Below are 13,768 nucleotides of genomic sequence, written 5' to 3'. Positions count from 1 at the left end.
ATCCTTCGGTCGACAGCGGGTTCAAGGCGACAGACGCGGCCTTTTCCGGCGGCACGCTTGTCTGCAACTGCACCAGCAATCCGGTGAAGGTCCGCATCAAGGGCGACATCGCCCACAACCATGCCTGCGGCTGCACCAAATGCTGGAAGCCTGACGGCGCTGTCTTCTCAGTCGTTGCCGTGGCACCGACCGCCAACGTCGAAGTCCTTCAGAACGGAGACAAACTTGCAGTCGTGGATCCAGGCGCGCTGATCCAGCGGCATGCCTGCAAGGATTGCGGCGTGCACATGTACGGTCCCGTCGAACGCGATCATGCTTTCAAGGGCCTGTCTTTCGTCCACCCTGAGTGTTTCCAGGAAGCGGGCTGGGCAAAGCCGGGCTTTGCCGCCTTCGTCTCCTCGATCATCGAGAGTGGCTATGATCCTGCTGGAATGGACGGCATGCGCGCCCGGTTACGCGAACTGGGCATTGAGCCCTATGACTGCCTCAATCCTGTACTGATGGATGTTATCGCCACGTGGACGGCAAAGAAGAGCGGTGCGCTCAAAGCATGAGGTTCCCGGTCCAGCCAGTGGCTGGACCGGATCATTCCCCCTGTAGCTTAGCGATCGATGACGAGGTCGCTCAGCGGCTTCGAACAACAGGGCAGGAAGAGTCCGGCGTCGATTTCTCGCTGCCGGATGCCGCCATTGTGGTTCATCTCGACCGAGCCGGATACGAGCTTCGACTTGCACGTGCCACAGACGCCGTTCGAACAGGATGACGGCAGTTTCACTCCGGCCTTCTTCGCGCAGGAGAGCACGGTCTGTTCTTCTGCAACCTCGATCTTGCGAGCCTGTTTGGAAAATTCGACCTGGAAGGTTCGGGTGGCCGGCTCTTCGATGACGGGAACATCCACGTCGTCGACCACGGCCGCGTCGAAGCTCTCCTCGATATAGTTGGATGGCGGAGCGCCCAGTTCGGCGCAGATCGCGCGTGCAGCCGCCATGAACGGCGCCGGGCCGCAACACAGGACGACGCGCTCGGCCAGATCTGGAACCGCTAGCTTCATATATGCGGGCGAAATCCGCCCTGTCAGCCCGGGCCAGTTCGCTTCGCCGGAAATGACTTCCGGTAAAAATTGCAGGCGGAGACCTTTGATCCGATTTGCAAGATTGGCGAGTTCGTCGCGAAAGACTAGGTCCTTCGGGGTGCGTGCCGCATGCATGAAGACGACGTCGACAGGCTCGCAGGTGTCGGCGAGCTCGCGAACCATCGCCATGACCGGCGTAATCCCTGAACCTCCTGACAGAAACAGATACTTCCTCGCGTTCGGGCGCGTGAAATGACCGAGGGGACCGTTCGCCTTGACTCTGGCATTGACGGCCAGGTTGTCGTGAAGCCAGTTCGATATCTTGCCGCCGGCGACGCGTTTGACCGTGACCGAAAACGCATTACTACGCCTCGGCGACGACGAGATGCTGTAGCAACGGCTTTCCGGCTCGCCATCGATATCGAGGTCGAACAGGAAGTATTGACCGGCTTCAAAGGCAAAGCACTTGCCCTCGGGGGACGCGAAGGTGAATGTCCTTACGTCGTGCGTTTCTTCGTGGACATCGACGCAGACCAGATCTTCATCGCTGTTGCGGTTCCACAAACCGTTAGGCTCAAGACGCTCAGCCTGAGAAAAGATGCTCTTAGTATCCATGGGCGCGCATCCGGTCGATGTACCACGACGCGAACTTGTCGAGGTTGGTTTCGGAGAAGGGCGAGTAGGGGCCTGGTACATAGGCCGGATCCTCGACGCCGGCATGTGAGCGGGCGACGAGTTCGGCGTCCTGGTCGGTCGTTGCGATCCAGACGTTGGTCAGTTTTTCGAGGTCGTAGTCGACGCCCTCGACGGCATCCTTGTGCACGAGCCACTTCGTGCGCACGAGAGTCTTGTCTGCGGAGAGCGGTATGACGATCGCGACAACCGCGTGATCGCCCATGAAGTGGTTCCAGCTGTTGTGCCCCCAGAGATGCATGTCACCGAGATCCTTGCGCGACATTGTTCCAAGCAGCTTTGCCGAAGCGGCCTTTGCATCGGGAGTCTGGGATTCGCCGGCACCGGAAATGATCAATCGCTGTGTGCGAAAATTTGTAGTGCAGTCCACCAGTTGCTCGACGGCCGCAGACGGATAGCCGTCGGCCTCCCATAGTCTGGTGCGCTCCTCATAGAGCGAGAAATGCTCTTCGGCCTGGGCTCGATCTTCCGGGCTCAATGCCTCCGGGTCGAAGCCGAAATCAAGGTCGACGAAGGAGACGCAGAGTTCGGGATGGTTGGCGGAGCAGTGGTAACACTCGCGATTGTTCTCGATCGTGAGCTTCCAATTTCCCTGCTCGATCACATCAGATTCGTACGCGACCTTGGCGTTTCTGATGTCGTAGGGTGCGAGGCGTTCGGCCATGATTTCGACGAGGCGATCGATGTCTTCGGGCGGATTGTCTGACAGGCAGGCATAGATCAGGCCACTAACGGATTTGAAGGTCACCGATTTGAGGCTATGGCATTCCTTGTCGAAGCCCTTGCCCATATGGGGGGCATAGCTCAGGTCGCCCGTCAGTTCATAGGTCCAGGTGTGATAGGGACAGACGAGCTTCGAAACGATCGTCTTTCCGGCATCCAGCAGGCGTGCGCCGCGGTGGCGGCAGACATTGTGCATGACGCGGATCTCGCCATCGTCGTCGCGCAAGAGGATGAGGCTGGTCTTGCCGATATCGACGACCGTTGCATCGCCCGGTTCCGGCACATCGCATTCAAGGCCGATACAGATCCAGTGGCGGCGGAAGAACACCTCGAGATCTGCCTCGAACACGTCCTCGCGTGTGTAAAGGCCGGCCGGAAGTGAATGTCCTTCGGCTCTTGCATCCAGAAGGGTCGATATGGGAGAAGCAAATGTCTGCAGCATAATTCCACCTTATGTTCCAATCGAAGGCCGATGGGCTGAAAGGCAGGATTGCTCAGCTATTCTAGTCACTCAACGGCATAAATATACGCGCATGACATTACCAAATGTAATGGAAGAGAGATGGCGAACCTGAGGAAGAAACTACCGCCGCTCACCGCCTTGACGGCATTTGAAGCGGCGGCCCGTTTGTCCAGCTTCACGCGCGCGGCGACGGAGCTCGGCGTGACCCAGGCTGCCGTAAGCCGGCAAATCCATTTGCTGGAAGAGGATTTTGGTTTTCCCTTGTTTCGGCGGCTCCACCGCAAGATCGAATTGACAGAGAAGGGCAAGCTGCTGTCAGCAGCGGCTGGCGACGCATTCAACCTTATTGCCGACACCGTCGCCGATCTCCGGTCGGACGGTCCGGATGACGAGTTGGCCATCTCGGCGACCATCTCGTTCTCGCACTTCTGGCTTCTGCCAAGGATCGCCGCGTTTTCTCGCGCCCATCCTGAAATCAAACTTCGCATCATTACGCAGGATGCCCGAACAAGTATCGAGGCAAGCGATGTGGATCTGGCGATCCGCTATGGGACCGGCACTTGGTCGGACGGTCAGGCGGAGCTCCTGTTTGAGGACGAAGTTTTTCCGATTTGCAGCGCTGACTATCTACTCACGGCCGACCCGATCCGCACGCCGCAAGATCTTGTTGGTCATCCCCTAATAACGAGCGATATTGACGACCCGACCTGGACAGGTTGGGACGAATGGCTTGCGGCCTTTTCAGTGAAGGCGCCGAAAAAGGCTCGCGGCCTGCGATGCAGTTTCTACACGGAGGCCATTTATGCAGCAATGAACGGGCAAGGCATTGCGCTCGGTTGGAATCGCCTGGTCGCCGACCTTATCCAGCAATCCCGCTTGGTCCGCCTCACCGAAGCGTCTATCCGCACCAGGGCGGCCTATTTTGTTGTAGTGCCGGCGAGGAAGCTAAAAAAGGAAAGTGGGCGGCTGTTCATTGAGTGGCTGCGCGAGGTTTCTGCAATAAGTTGACGGAGGGTTAGAAGCCTTTCAAGTAGCTTGTCGCCTTTACCTAGTGGCGAAGATCATCGGTGCTTCGACTGCGCGACAACCGAATTGAGACCTTTGCCGCGCTCGTATGAGACTGAGGTCCCATGGCGGAACTTTTGCGGGTCTCCTAGGTTTTAACGTGCCACTTCGATCTGGACTCTGGGATCGAAAATGCCTCTGGCCCCCACCTACTTGTCCCTGCGGGGGCCTCCTGAGTAGTTTCACGAAAGGTGGAAGGTGTCGCCTCTCTGAGCGTTCGACCTCGCCCACGGGCTCTTGGACTTGTTTCAACATTGGAAGCGAGGCCGCTCTTTCGAGCATCTTTGAGGAGGGAAATCATGGCCGACGATCCGAAGGAGAATGGCCGGGAGGCGATGGCGAGCCGACGCGTCGCGCAGGCCGCGAGCCACCAGGGCGAGATCGTGAGCAACCTCGACGGGATCGGCGGCGACGCGCGGCTGGTCCGCATTTTGGTGGGCACCTTCGAAAATGCGTTTGCGCCGCATATCGAAGATCGTGATCACCGGAGAGACCTGAGAATTGAGGAAGCTCTACAGGGATCTTTCCTGCGGCACAGGTGGCTCTGAAATCTTGCCCATCCCCTGCTTCTGCTGGCCAAGTGACGTCTACAAATCTGCCGATCGACCGGAGGTAGGCGATACACTCCAGCTTACCGGATCTCGCGTACTTCTCTTCTATTGGTTGAGCTCCTCGTTGGCTTGATCCTGATCGTCGACATCGCCGATCACATACATGTCGTGCCCTGCGGGCCGATGTCACAGTCGGCCTCAACTACCTCATCAACGACGGCGGGAATCTCGCTGGCCTTCATCCGGCGACGTTGGCTTTTGGGTCATGTCAGGTCCTCCTTAGCGATGGGCAGGCTAGGCAGGACCGTCGCGGGCAGCTAGGCGCAAAAGCGCGAGTAAGATTTCGGTGTAGGAGAGGGATGGATCCCAGAGCGCTTCTTCGCTTGGGGCTGGGGCGCGCTCTGGGATCACTAGCGCAAACGGTGGTTGGGCCAATGCCGGTTGACGCTTCAGTACCAATGGCGGCGGAACGTAGATTCGGCAATGCAACTAGGACCTTTGCCACTCTGTCTCAGACCAAAGTCCAGGTTGAATCGTCCTGCCGTCTCATTCCTTCCCATCCAAGATAATCCGAAGGATCCGGATCATATCGGCCGCGTCGAGGAGCGCGGCTTTTACGTGGTCATCGGTTCGCCTTTCGATGCCCACCGCGGCCGAGCGCATTCTCTCGGCCCAGCGGGCCAGCGCCCACAAGCGGGGCGCTTCCTGTCGTTCCGATGGATTTGCCGAGGGGTTGGCAGGGAACCTCCGGTCTGGTTAGCTGCCATCGCCATCGGCGGTAGTGGCCCATCTGAAAACATACGACCGAGCCGAGACAGCAGGTCGCTCCAACGCTCTGGCTGGCTCGGCTTGGTCCTTTCCGCCGTTCCGGTCTCACTTAGACGAGCACGTCTCCATCGCGCGCGACCACGCGTCCGCCAGAAATGACCAGCCGGCGTGGCGGGCAGCGCACCAGCGCATCGGGTACGTTCTCGGCATCGACCAGCACGATATCGGCGCGCGCACCCACGGTCAGGTCGTGCATGTCACGTCCAACGAAATGCCTGCCGCGCCGGGTCGCTAGATCCACCGCGGCAACCAGCTTGTCGTCGTGGCGCAGCCCGTGCAGGCGCGCGAACTGATGTGCGACGCGCAGCATGTCGCCGTCGCCGAAGGGCGACCACAGATCGCGGATACCGTCCGTACCGAGACCCAGCGGCACGCCATGAGTCTGCATTTGCTGCCACGGCAGCGGCGCCGTTCCGCACATCGCCACGGTCGTCCACGAGACGCCTGCTTCCGCAAGCTTTTCGATGATCTCCTCCTGCACTTTCGCCGGCAGCGTCCCGAGCACGAAGCCGTGCGAGATCGTCACCTTGCCCTGCAGGCCGGCATCGATCGTGCGCCGCATCACCTGCCGGAACTCGTAGACGCCCAGGGAGCCGAACTCGTGCAGATGCAGGTCGAGACCGACATTGCGGTTCACCGCAATGTCGAACAGGCCGTCCAGCACCTTTTCGACATCGCCGTCGATCGTGCCCGGATCGAGCCCGCCGATCTTGTCGACGCCGGCGGCGGCCGCCTCGTCCAGAAGCTTCATGACCCCGGGGCGGCGCAGGACGCCGTCCTGCGGGAAGGCGACCGTCTCGACCTGGATGGCATCGCCCACTTCGGCGCGCGCCGCCTGCACGCATTCGAGCCCGCGCAGCCCGACACCGAGATCGACATCGATATGGGTGCGCGTCGCCGTCGTGCCGTTGCGGATGAACTGGCGCAGCACCGCAGCGCTGGAGGACGCATTCGGGATGCCGTATTTGTCGCGCTGGGCGCGCTCGTTGGCGATCCACCCCTCGACGGTCGGGCGCTCCGAGTAGCTATAGGACACCCACGGCTTGCCCCACCAACTCTTGTCGACATGCGAATGGGTGTTGATGAACCCCGGAAGCGCGACAAGCCCGTCGCCATCGATACCGGCGGCGGCAGATTGCCCGGCAGGACGGATCGCAGCAATCTTCCGGTCGTCGATGACGATATCCACGGCGTCACCGCCCCAGGGGCGGACATTGCTCAGCGTGTAGTTTCTGTCTGTCACAGCTGTCATTCCTTATTTACATGTAGGGAGAAATCAGCGGACGCGCCGCAGGAAGGCCGCGGTCCGTTCGTGTCGGGGATTATCGAGCACGTCGCGTGCCGGCCCGTCTTCGACGACGCGGCCCTGATCCATGAACACCGCGCGGTCGGCGACCTCGCGGGCAAAACCGATCTCGTGGGTGACGACGAGCATGGTCATGCCTTCCTCGGCGACCCTGCGCATGGTAGTCAGCACCTCGCCGACGAGTTCCGGGTCGAGCGCGCTGGTCGGTTCGTCGAACATCATCAGCCGCGGCTCCATGGCGAGCGCCCGTGCGATCGCCACCCGTTGCTGCTGGCCGCCGGAAAGCTGGCTCGGATAGGCGGAAGCTCGCTCGGACATGCCGACGAGGGCAAGCAAGCTCTGCGCCTTCTCCACCGCCTCGTGCGAACGCTTGAGGATCTTCACCGGGCCGTAGACGACATTTTCCAGCGCGGTCATGTGGCCGAACAGGTTGAAGTGCTGGAACACCATGCCGATATGCTGGCGGGCCTTGGCAATCGCCCGCTCCGGCTGCTCGTAAAGCACGCCGCCACGGATTTCGTAGCCAATGCGCTCGCCCGCCACCTCGATCAGCCCGCCATCGACGGGATCGAGATGGTTGATGCAGCGCAGAAGCGTGCTCTTGCCCGAGCCGGACGGCCCCAGCACGCAGACGATCTCGCCTTTCCTGACTGTGATATCGACACCGCGAAGGACATGGTTTTCACCGAGCCATTTGTTGACGCCCTCGACCTTGAGCATTGTGGTTGCCGTCACCGTCATGCCCGGTCTCCTTTGGTTGCGAGGCTTGCAAGCCCGGGACGCGGCTTCTTCTTGCGCGCCAGCCGCGAACCAGGCTGGGTGACGCTGAAGCGCTTTTCGAGGAAATGCTGGCCGATGCTGGCGACGGTGACGAGGATCAGATACCAGAGCGCTGCAACGATCAGCAGCGGCAGGATCTTGAAATTCTGGCCGTAGATGAGCTGGACGCGCGTCAAGAGATCGCTGCCGCCGATGACGGAGACGAGGGACGTCGCCTTGAGCATGCCGATGAACTGGTTGCCCGTCGGCGGCAGGATGACCCGAATGCTCTGCGGCAAGACGATCTGCCGCAAGGCCTGGCCGCGGGTGAGCCCGAGGCTCATGCCGGCATCCGTCTGGCCGGCGGGCACCGAAAGCATGCCGCCGCGGATGATTTCCGCCATATAGCCAGATTCGGCGAGCGACAGGGCGATCAGGCCGGCGGAGAAGCCGGAAATCAGCGAGTTGGTACTGTAGCCGAGGATCGTCGGGAAAAGGACCGCGAGATTATACCAGAGCAGGACCTGAACCAGCATCGGCACGCCGCGGAAGAACCAGACATAGATGCGTCCGATGGCGCTGGCGACCTTATTGTCGCTCTGCATCATCAGCGCAATGAAGAAGGCAAGCACGATGGAGATCAGCATCGCGAGGATGGAAAGCTCGATCGTTACGCCGACACCGCCGAGAACGACGGGATGTAGCATGAACTGGGCCACAACACCCCACTCCATGTTCGGATTTCCGGCCTGGGAGGCAACGAACATCGCCAGAAGCGTGATCGCAATCAGCGCTGTGGCAATCTGTCCGTATTTCGTCCGTTGCTTGGCACGAACCGGTCCGTCCTGGCTTGGGGGCTCGTCGCCCGGCTGCCGCACGTAATGCGCGACAGCCGGGTCGAGCCGGTCCTCAGCAAGCCCCTTGCCGTTGAGGTTCGACATCGGGATCAGTCCTTCGCCAAGTTGACGCCGTAGTCGTCGAGCTTGATGACCTCGACCTGCCAGTCGGCCAGGATCTTGTCATAGGTGCCGTCTTCGTGGATGGCTTCGAGGGCGGCAACGAAGGCGTCGCGCAACGCGGTTTCTTCCTTGTTGAAGGTTATGCCGAGATAGACCTTCGGCTCGAATTCGATCGGCAGGGAATCGAGCATGTCACCGGTCTCCCGCTTCAGGACCGCAACGGCAAGGTCCGGCCAGATCATCGCATCGACACGACCGGAGGTAAGAGCGAGGTTCTTGTCGCTGCTGTTGGGATAGGAGATGAGCTTGGTCGGCTCCTTGCCTTCGGCGGTGCAGGCGGCGGCCATCAGGTCGACCAGACGCTGCGCATCGCTGCCCTTGACGTCGCCGAGCGTAATGCCGCAGCCGCCACTCACCTCGCCGGTGATGCCCTTGGGATTGCCCTTGGCGATCATGAACACTGAGCCGGCGAGCTGGTAATCGATGAAGTCGACCTTTTCCTGACGGTTCTTACGGTCGGTCATGCCGGCAATGGCGGCATCGAACTTCTTGCTCTGCATGCCGATCAGGATCTGGTCGAAGGGAACCTTGTCCCACTGCACCGGCAGGCCGAGCTTGGCGGCCATCGCCTCCATGAGATCGACATTGTAGCCCTTGATACCGGTCTCGCCGATCGGCGTGAAGTTGGCCGGCTCGAAATCGGGCTGGGTCGCCACGGTAAGGACGCCGGCCTTTCGGTACTTCTCCGGCACCAGGCTCGCCAGGGGTGCGGTATCGTCGAACCCGACCGTCACAGAACCGCCCGAGCTTGCCGTCGGCGCGGCTGCAGCGTCGTAAGGATCGATGCCGAGCAGGGTCAAGCCAGCCACGACCGTGCCGATTGCCATGCCGATACGGCCCTTCCAGGGGTGTCGCGATACCATTTCTCTTCCTCCGTTTGTTGTCTCCGGCCCGCGGGATGCGGCCGAAGCCTTGGTTGTTCGATTGTCGACGGTCTGATGCCGACACGTGCCGTCACAGGCTGCGGGGTCGCGGAAAGCCTCCCTCGTGCTCCTCCAGGCTCTCCAAATCCCTTCTCCTCAGTAGAGATTATCGATGATCAATCAGATCGTATATAATCCGTAGCACTATCATAAATCCTCCGCAACGATTATGTGTGATCGATCAGATTATGTATAATGTGGTTTTTGAGATGGATGGGACGAGCAAGTTGAACAGCAAAGGCACTGCGGCAATGTCAAAGATGGAAGAGGCGTTTACGCGCCTGCGGCGCGACATTCTCGATGCACATCTTGCCCCAGAAACGCCTTTGACGATTTCCTCGCTGAGCGAGCGTTACGGTCTTGGCATGACGCCGCTGCGAGAGGCCCTGTCGCGCCTTGAGGCCGAACGGCTCGTGACGTTTTCGCATAATCGCGGCTATCGCGTTGCCAGCGTCTCCCATGAAGAACTGTATGATCTGCAGAAGGCACGCGCGGTGGTCGAGACGGAATTGTTGCGGGAAGCTATCCGGCTCGGCGACGAGAGCTGGGAACAGCAAGTGGTCGCCGCGCACTACGGCTTCGCACAGGTCGAGCCGCTACGCCCGAACATGCCGGAAAAGGAACTCGCGCGATGGGAGGAGCGGCACGATGCGTTTCACCATGCGCTCTTGAATGGCAGCCCCTCGATCTGGCTGAAGCGGTCCCTCATGCAGTTCTACGTTCAGCTGCACCGCCACCAGCGGAACCTGTTTTTTTCACCGGCGCTCGCCGGAAGAGGGCCCGAGCACCTCGACGAGCAGCAATATTCCGAGCTCCTCAAAAAGGCTTCGAATGTGGAACATCATACGGCGCTGATGGAGGCTGCTCTCGCGCGCAACGAGAAAAAGGCCATCGATCTTCTTATAAAGGATATCGGCCTGACATTGAGCACGTATGAAACAGTCCAACAGGGGGCTGCCGTGTGAGCAGCACAAATCGCCTTCCTCCCGGCAACCGTCGCGTTCATACGGAGGCAGCGGCGGTGTGACGTTGTTCATCACTGATCGAAGAGGAGTGGATCGGCGAAATCAGGCATGCGCCCCGGTTGCGGCCTTCCAGTACGCCATGGCGCCGCGGTGGGGTGCGGACGCGTGATCGGCTGTTCCAAGGATGGCAAGATTTCGGTCTGCTATTCTTTTTGCGGTAGACGGGCCCCCGCCGGGGCCAATCTCGAGACGGAGTACACGGCCAGTGGACGAGGTCGGGCCTACGGGATTGGCGATACGAGAGCGATGCCGTCGGGAAGGCGGCAACCATCCCATCTGCCAAGCGACGTCCGGCCGTTTCCCGAACGAAACGCACACCGATTAATCGAGGCGTTGGAACAATGCGACACCTCAGTCATCATGCCGTCCGGCGCTCCGCAGTAGTAGGAGCCTGTCTGGCCATACGCCGCATCTCCTGCGGCGTATGGCCGAAGATCCGGATGAAGCTCTGGGCCATGCGATCCGGATCGGTGAACCCGACAAGACGGCCGATCTCGTCGAAGGACAGCCGGCCCTCCTCGATCAGGGGACGCGCTGCCTCCACGCGCAGCCGCTCGACCGCCTTGGCAGGCGTCATGCCGGTGGAAGAGGAGAAGGCACGCCCGAACTGGCGGGCGCTCAGGTTCGCAACGTCGGCGAGGCGCTCCACCGAAAGGTTTTCGGCCAAATGTTCCCGCGCATAGCTCAGGGTCTTGCGGATGCGATCGGAGCCGGGATCGAAGTCGAGCAACGACGAGAACTGATACTGACCGCCCGGTCGCCGGTAGTAGACCACAAGCATACGCGCGACCGCCTGGGCTGTCTCCTTACCGAGATCTTCCTCAACGAGGGCGAGCGTCATATCGATGCCTGCCGACATGCCCGCCGACGTCCACACACCATTATCGCTGGTGAAGATGCGGTCGCCATCGACTTGGAGCGCCGGATATCGGGCCTGCAGCTTCGGTGCATAGAACCAATGGGTCGTCGCGGCGCGCCCGTCCAAGAGTCCGCTTTCCGCCAGCAGGAAAGCACCCGTGCAGACGCTCGCGGTGCGGCGGGCCCGCGCTGATGCGCCGCGAACGGCATTCGCGATCTCACTCACCCACGCCCCTTCCGGCGGCTCCCGCCCGCCGACGACAATGAACGTGTCTGTCGCCTCGATCGTCAGCGGCACCGTTGCAACCTCCAGATCGCAGGTGCTGCGCACCAATCCTCCTCCGATGGACGCAACCCGGAGGTCATAGGGCTTCCCCGATATCACGCCGGCATTGGACAGCACCTCAAGCGGGCCGCTGAGGTCAAGCAGCACGAATCCCGGATAGACGAGAAATGTCACGCGACGGGCCATGTCCGAAATCCCGGGATTAATGTCGTTTGCGACATTGATGCTTGCTCGTATCGTGCTGTCAATCCCGTTGAGCAATGGAGCCGCCAATGAGCAGGACATTTCCCAAGGTTGTCGATCCGGTCCGCCGTGACCTCCTGCTGTTCGGCCTGAGCGCTGCGGCTTTCTCGGCTCTGCCAGTCCTGCCGGCTGCCTCTCAGCCCTCCATTCCAAACAACACGCAATCTGAAAGGATCAATAGCATGGGCATTGTGACTACCAAGGACGACGTCGAGCTTTTTTACAAGGACTGGGGTCCGCGCGACGCACAGCCGATCGTTTTTCACCATGGCTGGCCGTTGAGCGCAGACGACTGGGATACCCAGATGCTTTATTTCCTCGCGCAAGGCTATCGCGTCGTCGCTCATGATCGACGTGGCCACGGCCGCTCCGCCCAGGTCAGCGACGGTCACGATATGGATCGCTACGCGGCCGACGTCGCCGCCGTGGTCGAACATCTCGACCTCAGAACCGCAGTCCATATCGGCCACTCCACCGGTGGCGGCGAGGCGGCGCACTACGTGGCTCAGTACGGCCAGCCCCGGGGCCGCGTCGCCAAGCTGGTGCTGATCGGTGCCGTGCCGCCGATCATGGTCAAGACGCCAGCCAATCCCGGCGGCCTGCCGATCGAGGTCTTCGACGGTTTCCGACAGCAGCTCGCCGCCAATCGTGCGCAGTTCTACCTCGATGTCGCGAGCGGACCTTTCTATAGCTACAACCGGCCCGGAGCGGAGATCTCGCAAGCGGTGATCCAGAACTGGTGGCGCCAGGGCATGATGGGCGGCGCCAAGGCTCATTACGACGGCATCAAGGCGTTCTCCGAGACCGATTTCACCGAGGATCTCAAGACCATCGAGGTGCCGACGCTCGTCATGCACGGCGACGACGACCAGATCGTGCCGATCGCCGACTCCGCGCCGCTCTCGGCAAAGCTGCTGAAGAATAGCACGCTGAAGATCTACAAAAATCTCCCACACGGCATGTGCACCACCCATGCCGATGTCGTGAACCCCGACCTACTCGCCTTTGTAAAGGCGTAGCATTTTAGCCTGCGCGGTAACGGCGCCGGCAACCATCCCTGGTGCGAAATCGGAGATATAGCCATTGCCTCAACTGACATCACCTCGAAGGAACGACACATGCACGATGACCACTGCTGCAATTCACAAAGACGTTCATTTCTCAAGACGTTCGCCGGCGTCGCTGCTGCATCGGCCGTGACCGTAGCCGGAGCATCGACGGCTCAGGCCGCCACGATGGACGCCTATGCCGATCCCGCCAACCCGGCCCTTGAGAAGGGCAATATGAAGCTGGACCCATCGAGGGCCGCACTGGTCGTCATCGACCCTCAAATCGACTTCATGAGCCCTGTAGGCAGGGCTTGGCCGGTCGTTGGTGAGAGCGTGACCGAACACAATGTAGTTCCGAATCTCTCGCGATTGTTTCAGGCCGCGAAGGCTGCGGGGATCGTGGTCGCGATCTCTCCGCACCACTACTATCCTTGGGATCACGATTGGAAGATCCAGGGACCTCTGGAGGTGTTCCAACACCAGGTTGGGATATTCGATCGCAAGGGCCCCTATACGTTGGACGGATTCAGAGGATCGGGCGCGGACTTTCTTCCGGAGTTCAAGCAGTATATCGAGGACGGGAAGACGATCATCTGCTCGCCACATAAACTTTACGGCCCGCAGGCCAATGACCTTCCCTTCCAGCTCCGAAAACAGCGCGTCGATCAGATCATCCTGGCAGGCATGCTCGCCAACATGTGCGTGGAATCGCACTTGCGGGAATTTCTCGAACTGGGATTTGAGGTAGCCGTGGTCCGCGACGCCGTTGCCGCACCGAAACTCCCCGAAGGCGATGGCTACCTGGCGGCCCTCATCAACTTCCGGTACATGGCAAATGGTCTCTGGACGACGGAAGAGACGGTCGGAATGCTTCGCAGCTAAAGCGGTTCATGGCTCTTCTGAAG

At 60.6% G+C, this 13,768-nt stretch carries 13 protein-coding genes; 6 read left to right on the top strand and 7 right to left on the bottom strand.

Features of this window, described 5'->3' with window-relative positions; genetic code table 11:
• The coding region (gene gfa, locus BLU35_RS28950; RefSeq protein ID WP_093235603.1) for an S-(hydroxymethyl)glutathione synthase at positions 1-554 on the top strand (554 nt) is incomplete at its 5' end.
• Positions 555-601: 47 nt separating this feature from the next.
• Here gfa and BLU35_RS28945 read toward each other — a convergent pair.
• Together BLU35_RS28945 and BLU35_RS28940 are read right to left on the bottom strand one after the other, a co-directional pair.
• Positions 602-1,687: an FAD-binding oxidoreductase gene (locus BLU35_RS28945; RefSeq protein ID WP_093235601.1), complete on the bottom strand. Its 1,086-nt coding sequence runs from the start codon at positions 1,685-1,687 to the stop codon at positions 602-604.
• Positions 1,677-2,930: an aromatic ring-hydroxylating oxygenase subunit alpha gene (locus BLU35_RS28940; RefSeq protein ID WP_093235599.1), complete on the bottom strand. Its 1,254-nt coding sequence runs from the start codon at positions 2,928-2,930 to the stop codon at positions 1,677-1,679. The genes BLU35_RS28945 and BLU35_RS28940 overlap by 11 nt, the downstream gene beginning before the upstream one ends.
• Before the next feature lie 120 nt (positions 2,931-3,050).
• Here BLU35_RS28940 and BLU35_RS28935 point away from each other — a divergent pair, with 120 nt between their 5' ends.
• Together BLU35_RS28935 and BLU35_RS28930 are read left to right on the top strand one after the other, a co-directional pair.
• Entirely contained in the window at positions 3,051-3,959 is a 909-nt protein-coding gene (locus BLU35_RS28935; protein WP_093235598.1) for a LysR substrate-binding domain-containing protein, read from the top strand.
• 356 nt (positions 3,960-4,315) lie between these two features.
• Positions 4,316-4,564: a hypothetical protein gene (locus BLU35_RS28930; protein WP_093235596.1), complete on the top strand. Its 249-nt coding sequence runs from the start codon at positions 4,316-4,318 to the stop codon at positions 4,562-4,564.
• A gap of 880 nt (positions 4,565-5,444) precedes the next feature.
• Here BLU35_RS28930 and BLU35_RS28925 read toward each other — a convergent pair.
• From BLU35_RS28925 to BLU35_RS28910, 4 genes are read right to left on the bottom strand one after another with little or no spacing between them, the layout of a single operon-like run.
• Positions 5,445-6,638, bottom strand: coding sequence for an amidohydrolase (locus tag BLU35_RS28925; protein WP_210185172.1), 1,194 nt, complete (start codon positions 6,636-6,638; stop codon positions 5,445-5,447).
• Between the two features lie 33 nt (positions 6,639-6,671).
• Positions 6,672-7,442 carry an amino acid ABC transporter ATP-binding protein gene (locus BLU35_RS28920; RefSeq protein WP_093235593.1) on the bottom strand — a complete coding sequence of 257 codons (771 nt, stop codon included), beginning with the start codon at positions 7,440-7,442 and terminating at the stop codon, positions 6,672-6,674.
• A complete protein-coding gene (locus BLU35_RS28915; protein WP_093235591.1) occupies positions 7,439-8,401 on the bottom strand; it encodes an amino acid ABC transporter permease in 963 nt (320 codons plus the stop codon). The genes BLU35_RS28920 and BLU35_RS28915 overlap by 4 nt, the downstream gene beginning before the upstream one ends.
• Before the next feature lie 5 nt (positions 8,402-8,406).
• Positions 8,407-9,342, bottom strand: coding sequence for an ABC transporter substrate-binding protein (locus BLU35_RS28910; protein ID WP_093235590.1), 936 nt, complete (start codon positions 9,340-9,342; stop codon positions 8,407-8,409).
• Positions 9,343-9,629: 287 nt separating this feature from the next.
• Here BLU35_RS28910 and BLU35_RS28905 point away from each other — a divergent pair, with 287 nt between their 5' ends.
• Positions 9,630-10,367 carry a GntR family transcriptional regulator gene (locus tag BLU35_RS28905; protein ID WP_210185171.1) on the top strand — a complete coding sequence of 246 codons (738 nt, stop codon included), beginning with the start codon at positions 9,630-9,632 and terminating at the stop codon, positions 10,365-10,367.
• A gap of 418 nt (positions 10,368-10,785) precedes the next feature.
• Here the strand turns inward: BLU35_RS28905 and BLU35_RS28900 are convergent, their stop codons facing one another.
• Positions 10,786-11,757 carry a GlxA family transcriptional regulator gene (locus tag BLU35_RS28900; RefSeq protein WP_093235612.1) on the bottom strand — a complete coding sequence of 324 codons (972 nt, stop codon included), beginning with the start codon at positions 11,755-11,757 and terminating at the stop codon, positions 10,786-10,788.
• Positions 11,758-11,996: 239 nt separating this feature from the next.
• On the opposite strand from BLU35_RS28900, the gene BLU35_RS28895 reads away from it, so the two are divergent.
• Together BLU35_RS28895 and BLU35_RS28890 are read left to right on the top strand one after the other, a co-directional pair.
• Positions 11,997-12,833: an alpha/beta fold hydrolase gene (locus tag BLU35_RS28895; protein ID WP_093235610.1), complete on the top strand. Its 837-nt coding sequence runs from the start codon at positions 11,997-11,999 to the stop codon at positions 12,831-12,833.
• Between the two features lie 99 nt (positions 12,834-12,932).
• Positions 12,933-13,745 carry a cysteine hydrolase family protein gene (locus BLU35_RS28890; RefSeq protein ID WP_093235587.1) on the top strand — a complete coding sequence of 271 codons (813 nt, stop codon included), beginning with the start codon at positions 12,933-12,935 and terminating at the stop codon, positions 13,743-13,745.
• Positions 13,746-13,768 lie beyond the last annotated feature (23 nt).

This window comes from Sinorhizobium sp. NFACC03 (assembly GCF_900103435.1).
Classification (GTDB): domain Bacteria; phylum Pseudomonadota; class Alphaproteobacteria; order Rhizobiales; family Rhizobiaceae; genus Ensifer.
The sequence above is the reverse complement of the archived record's forward strand: the minus strand, read 5'-3'. Positions and strand labels throughout refer to the sequence as shown.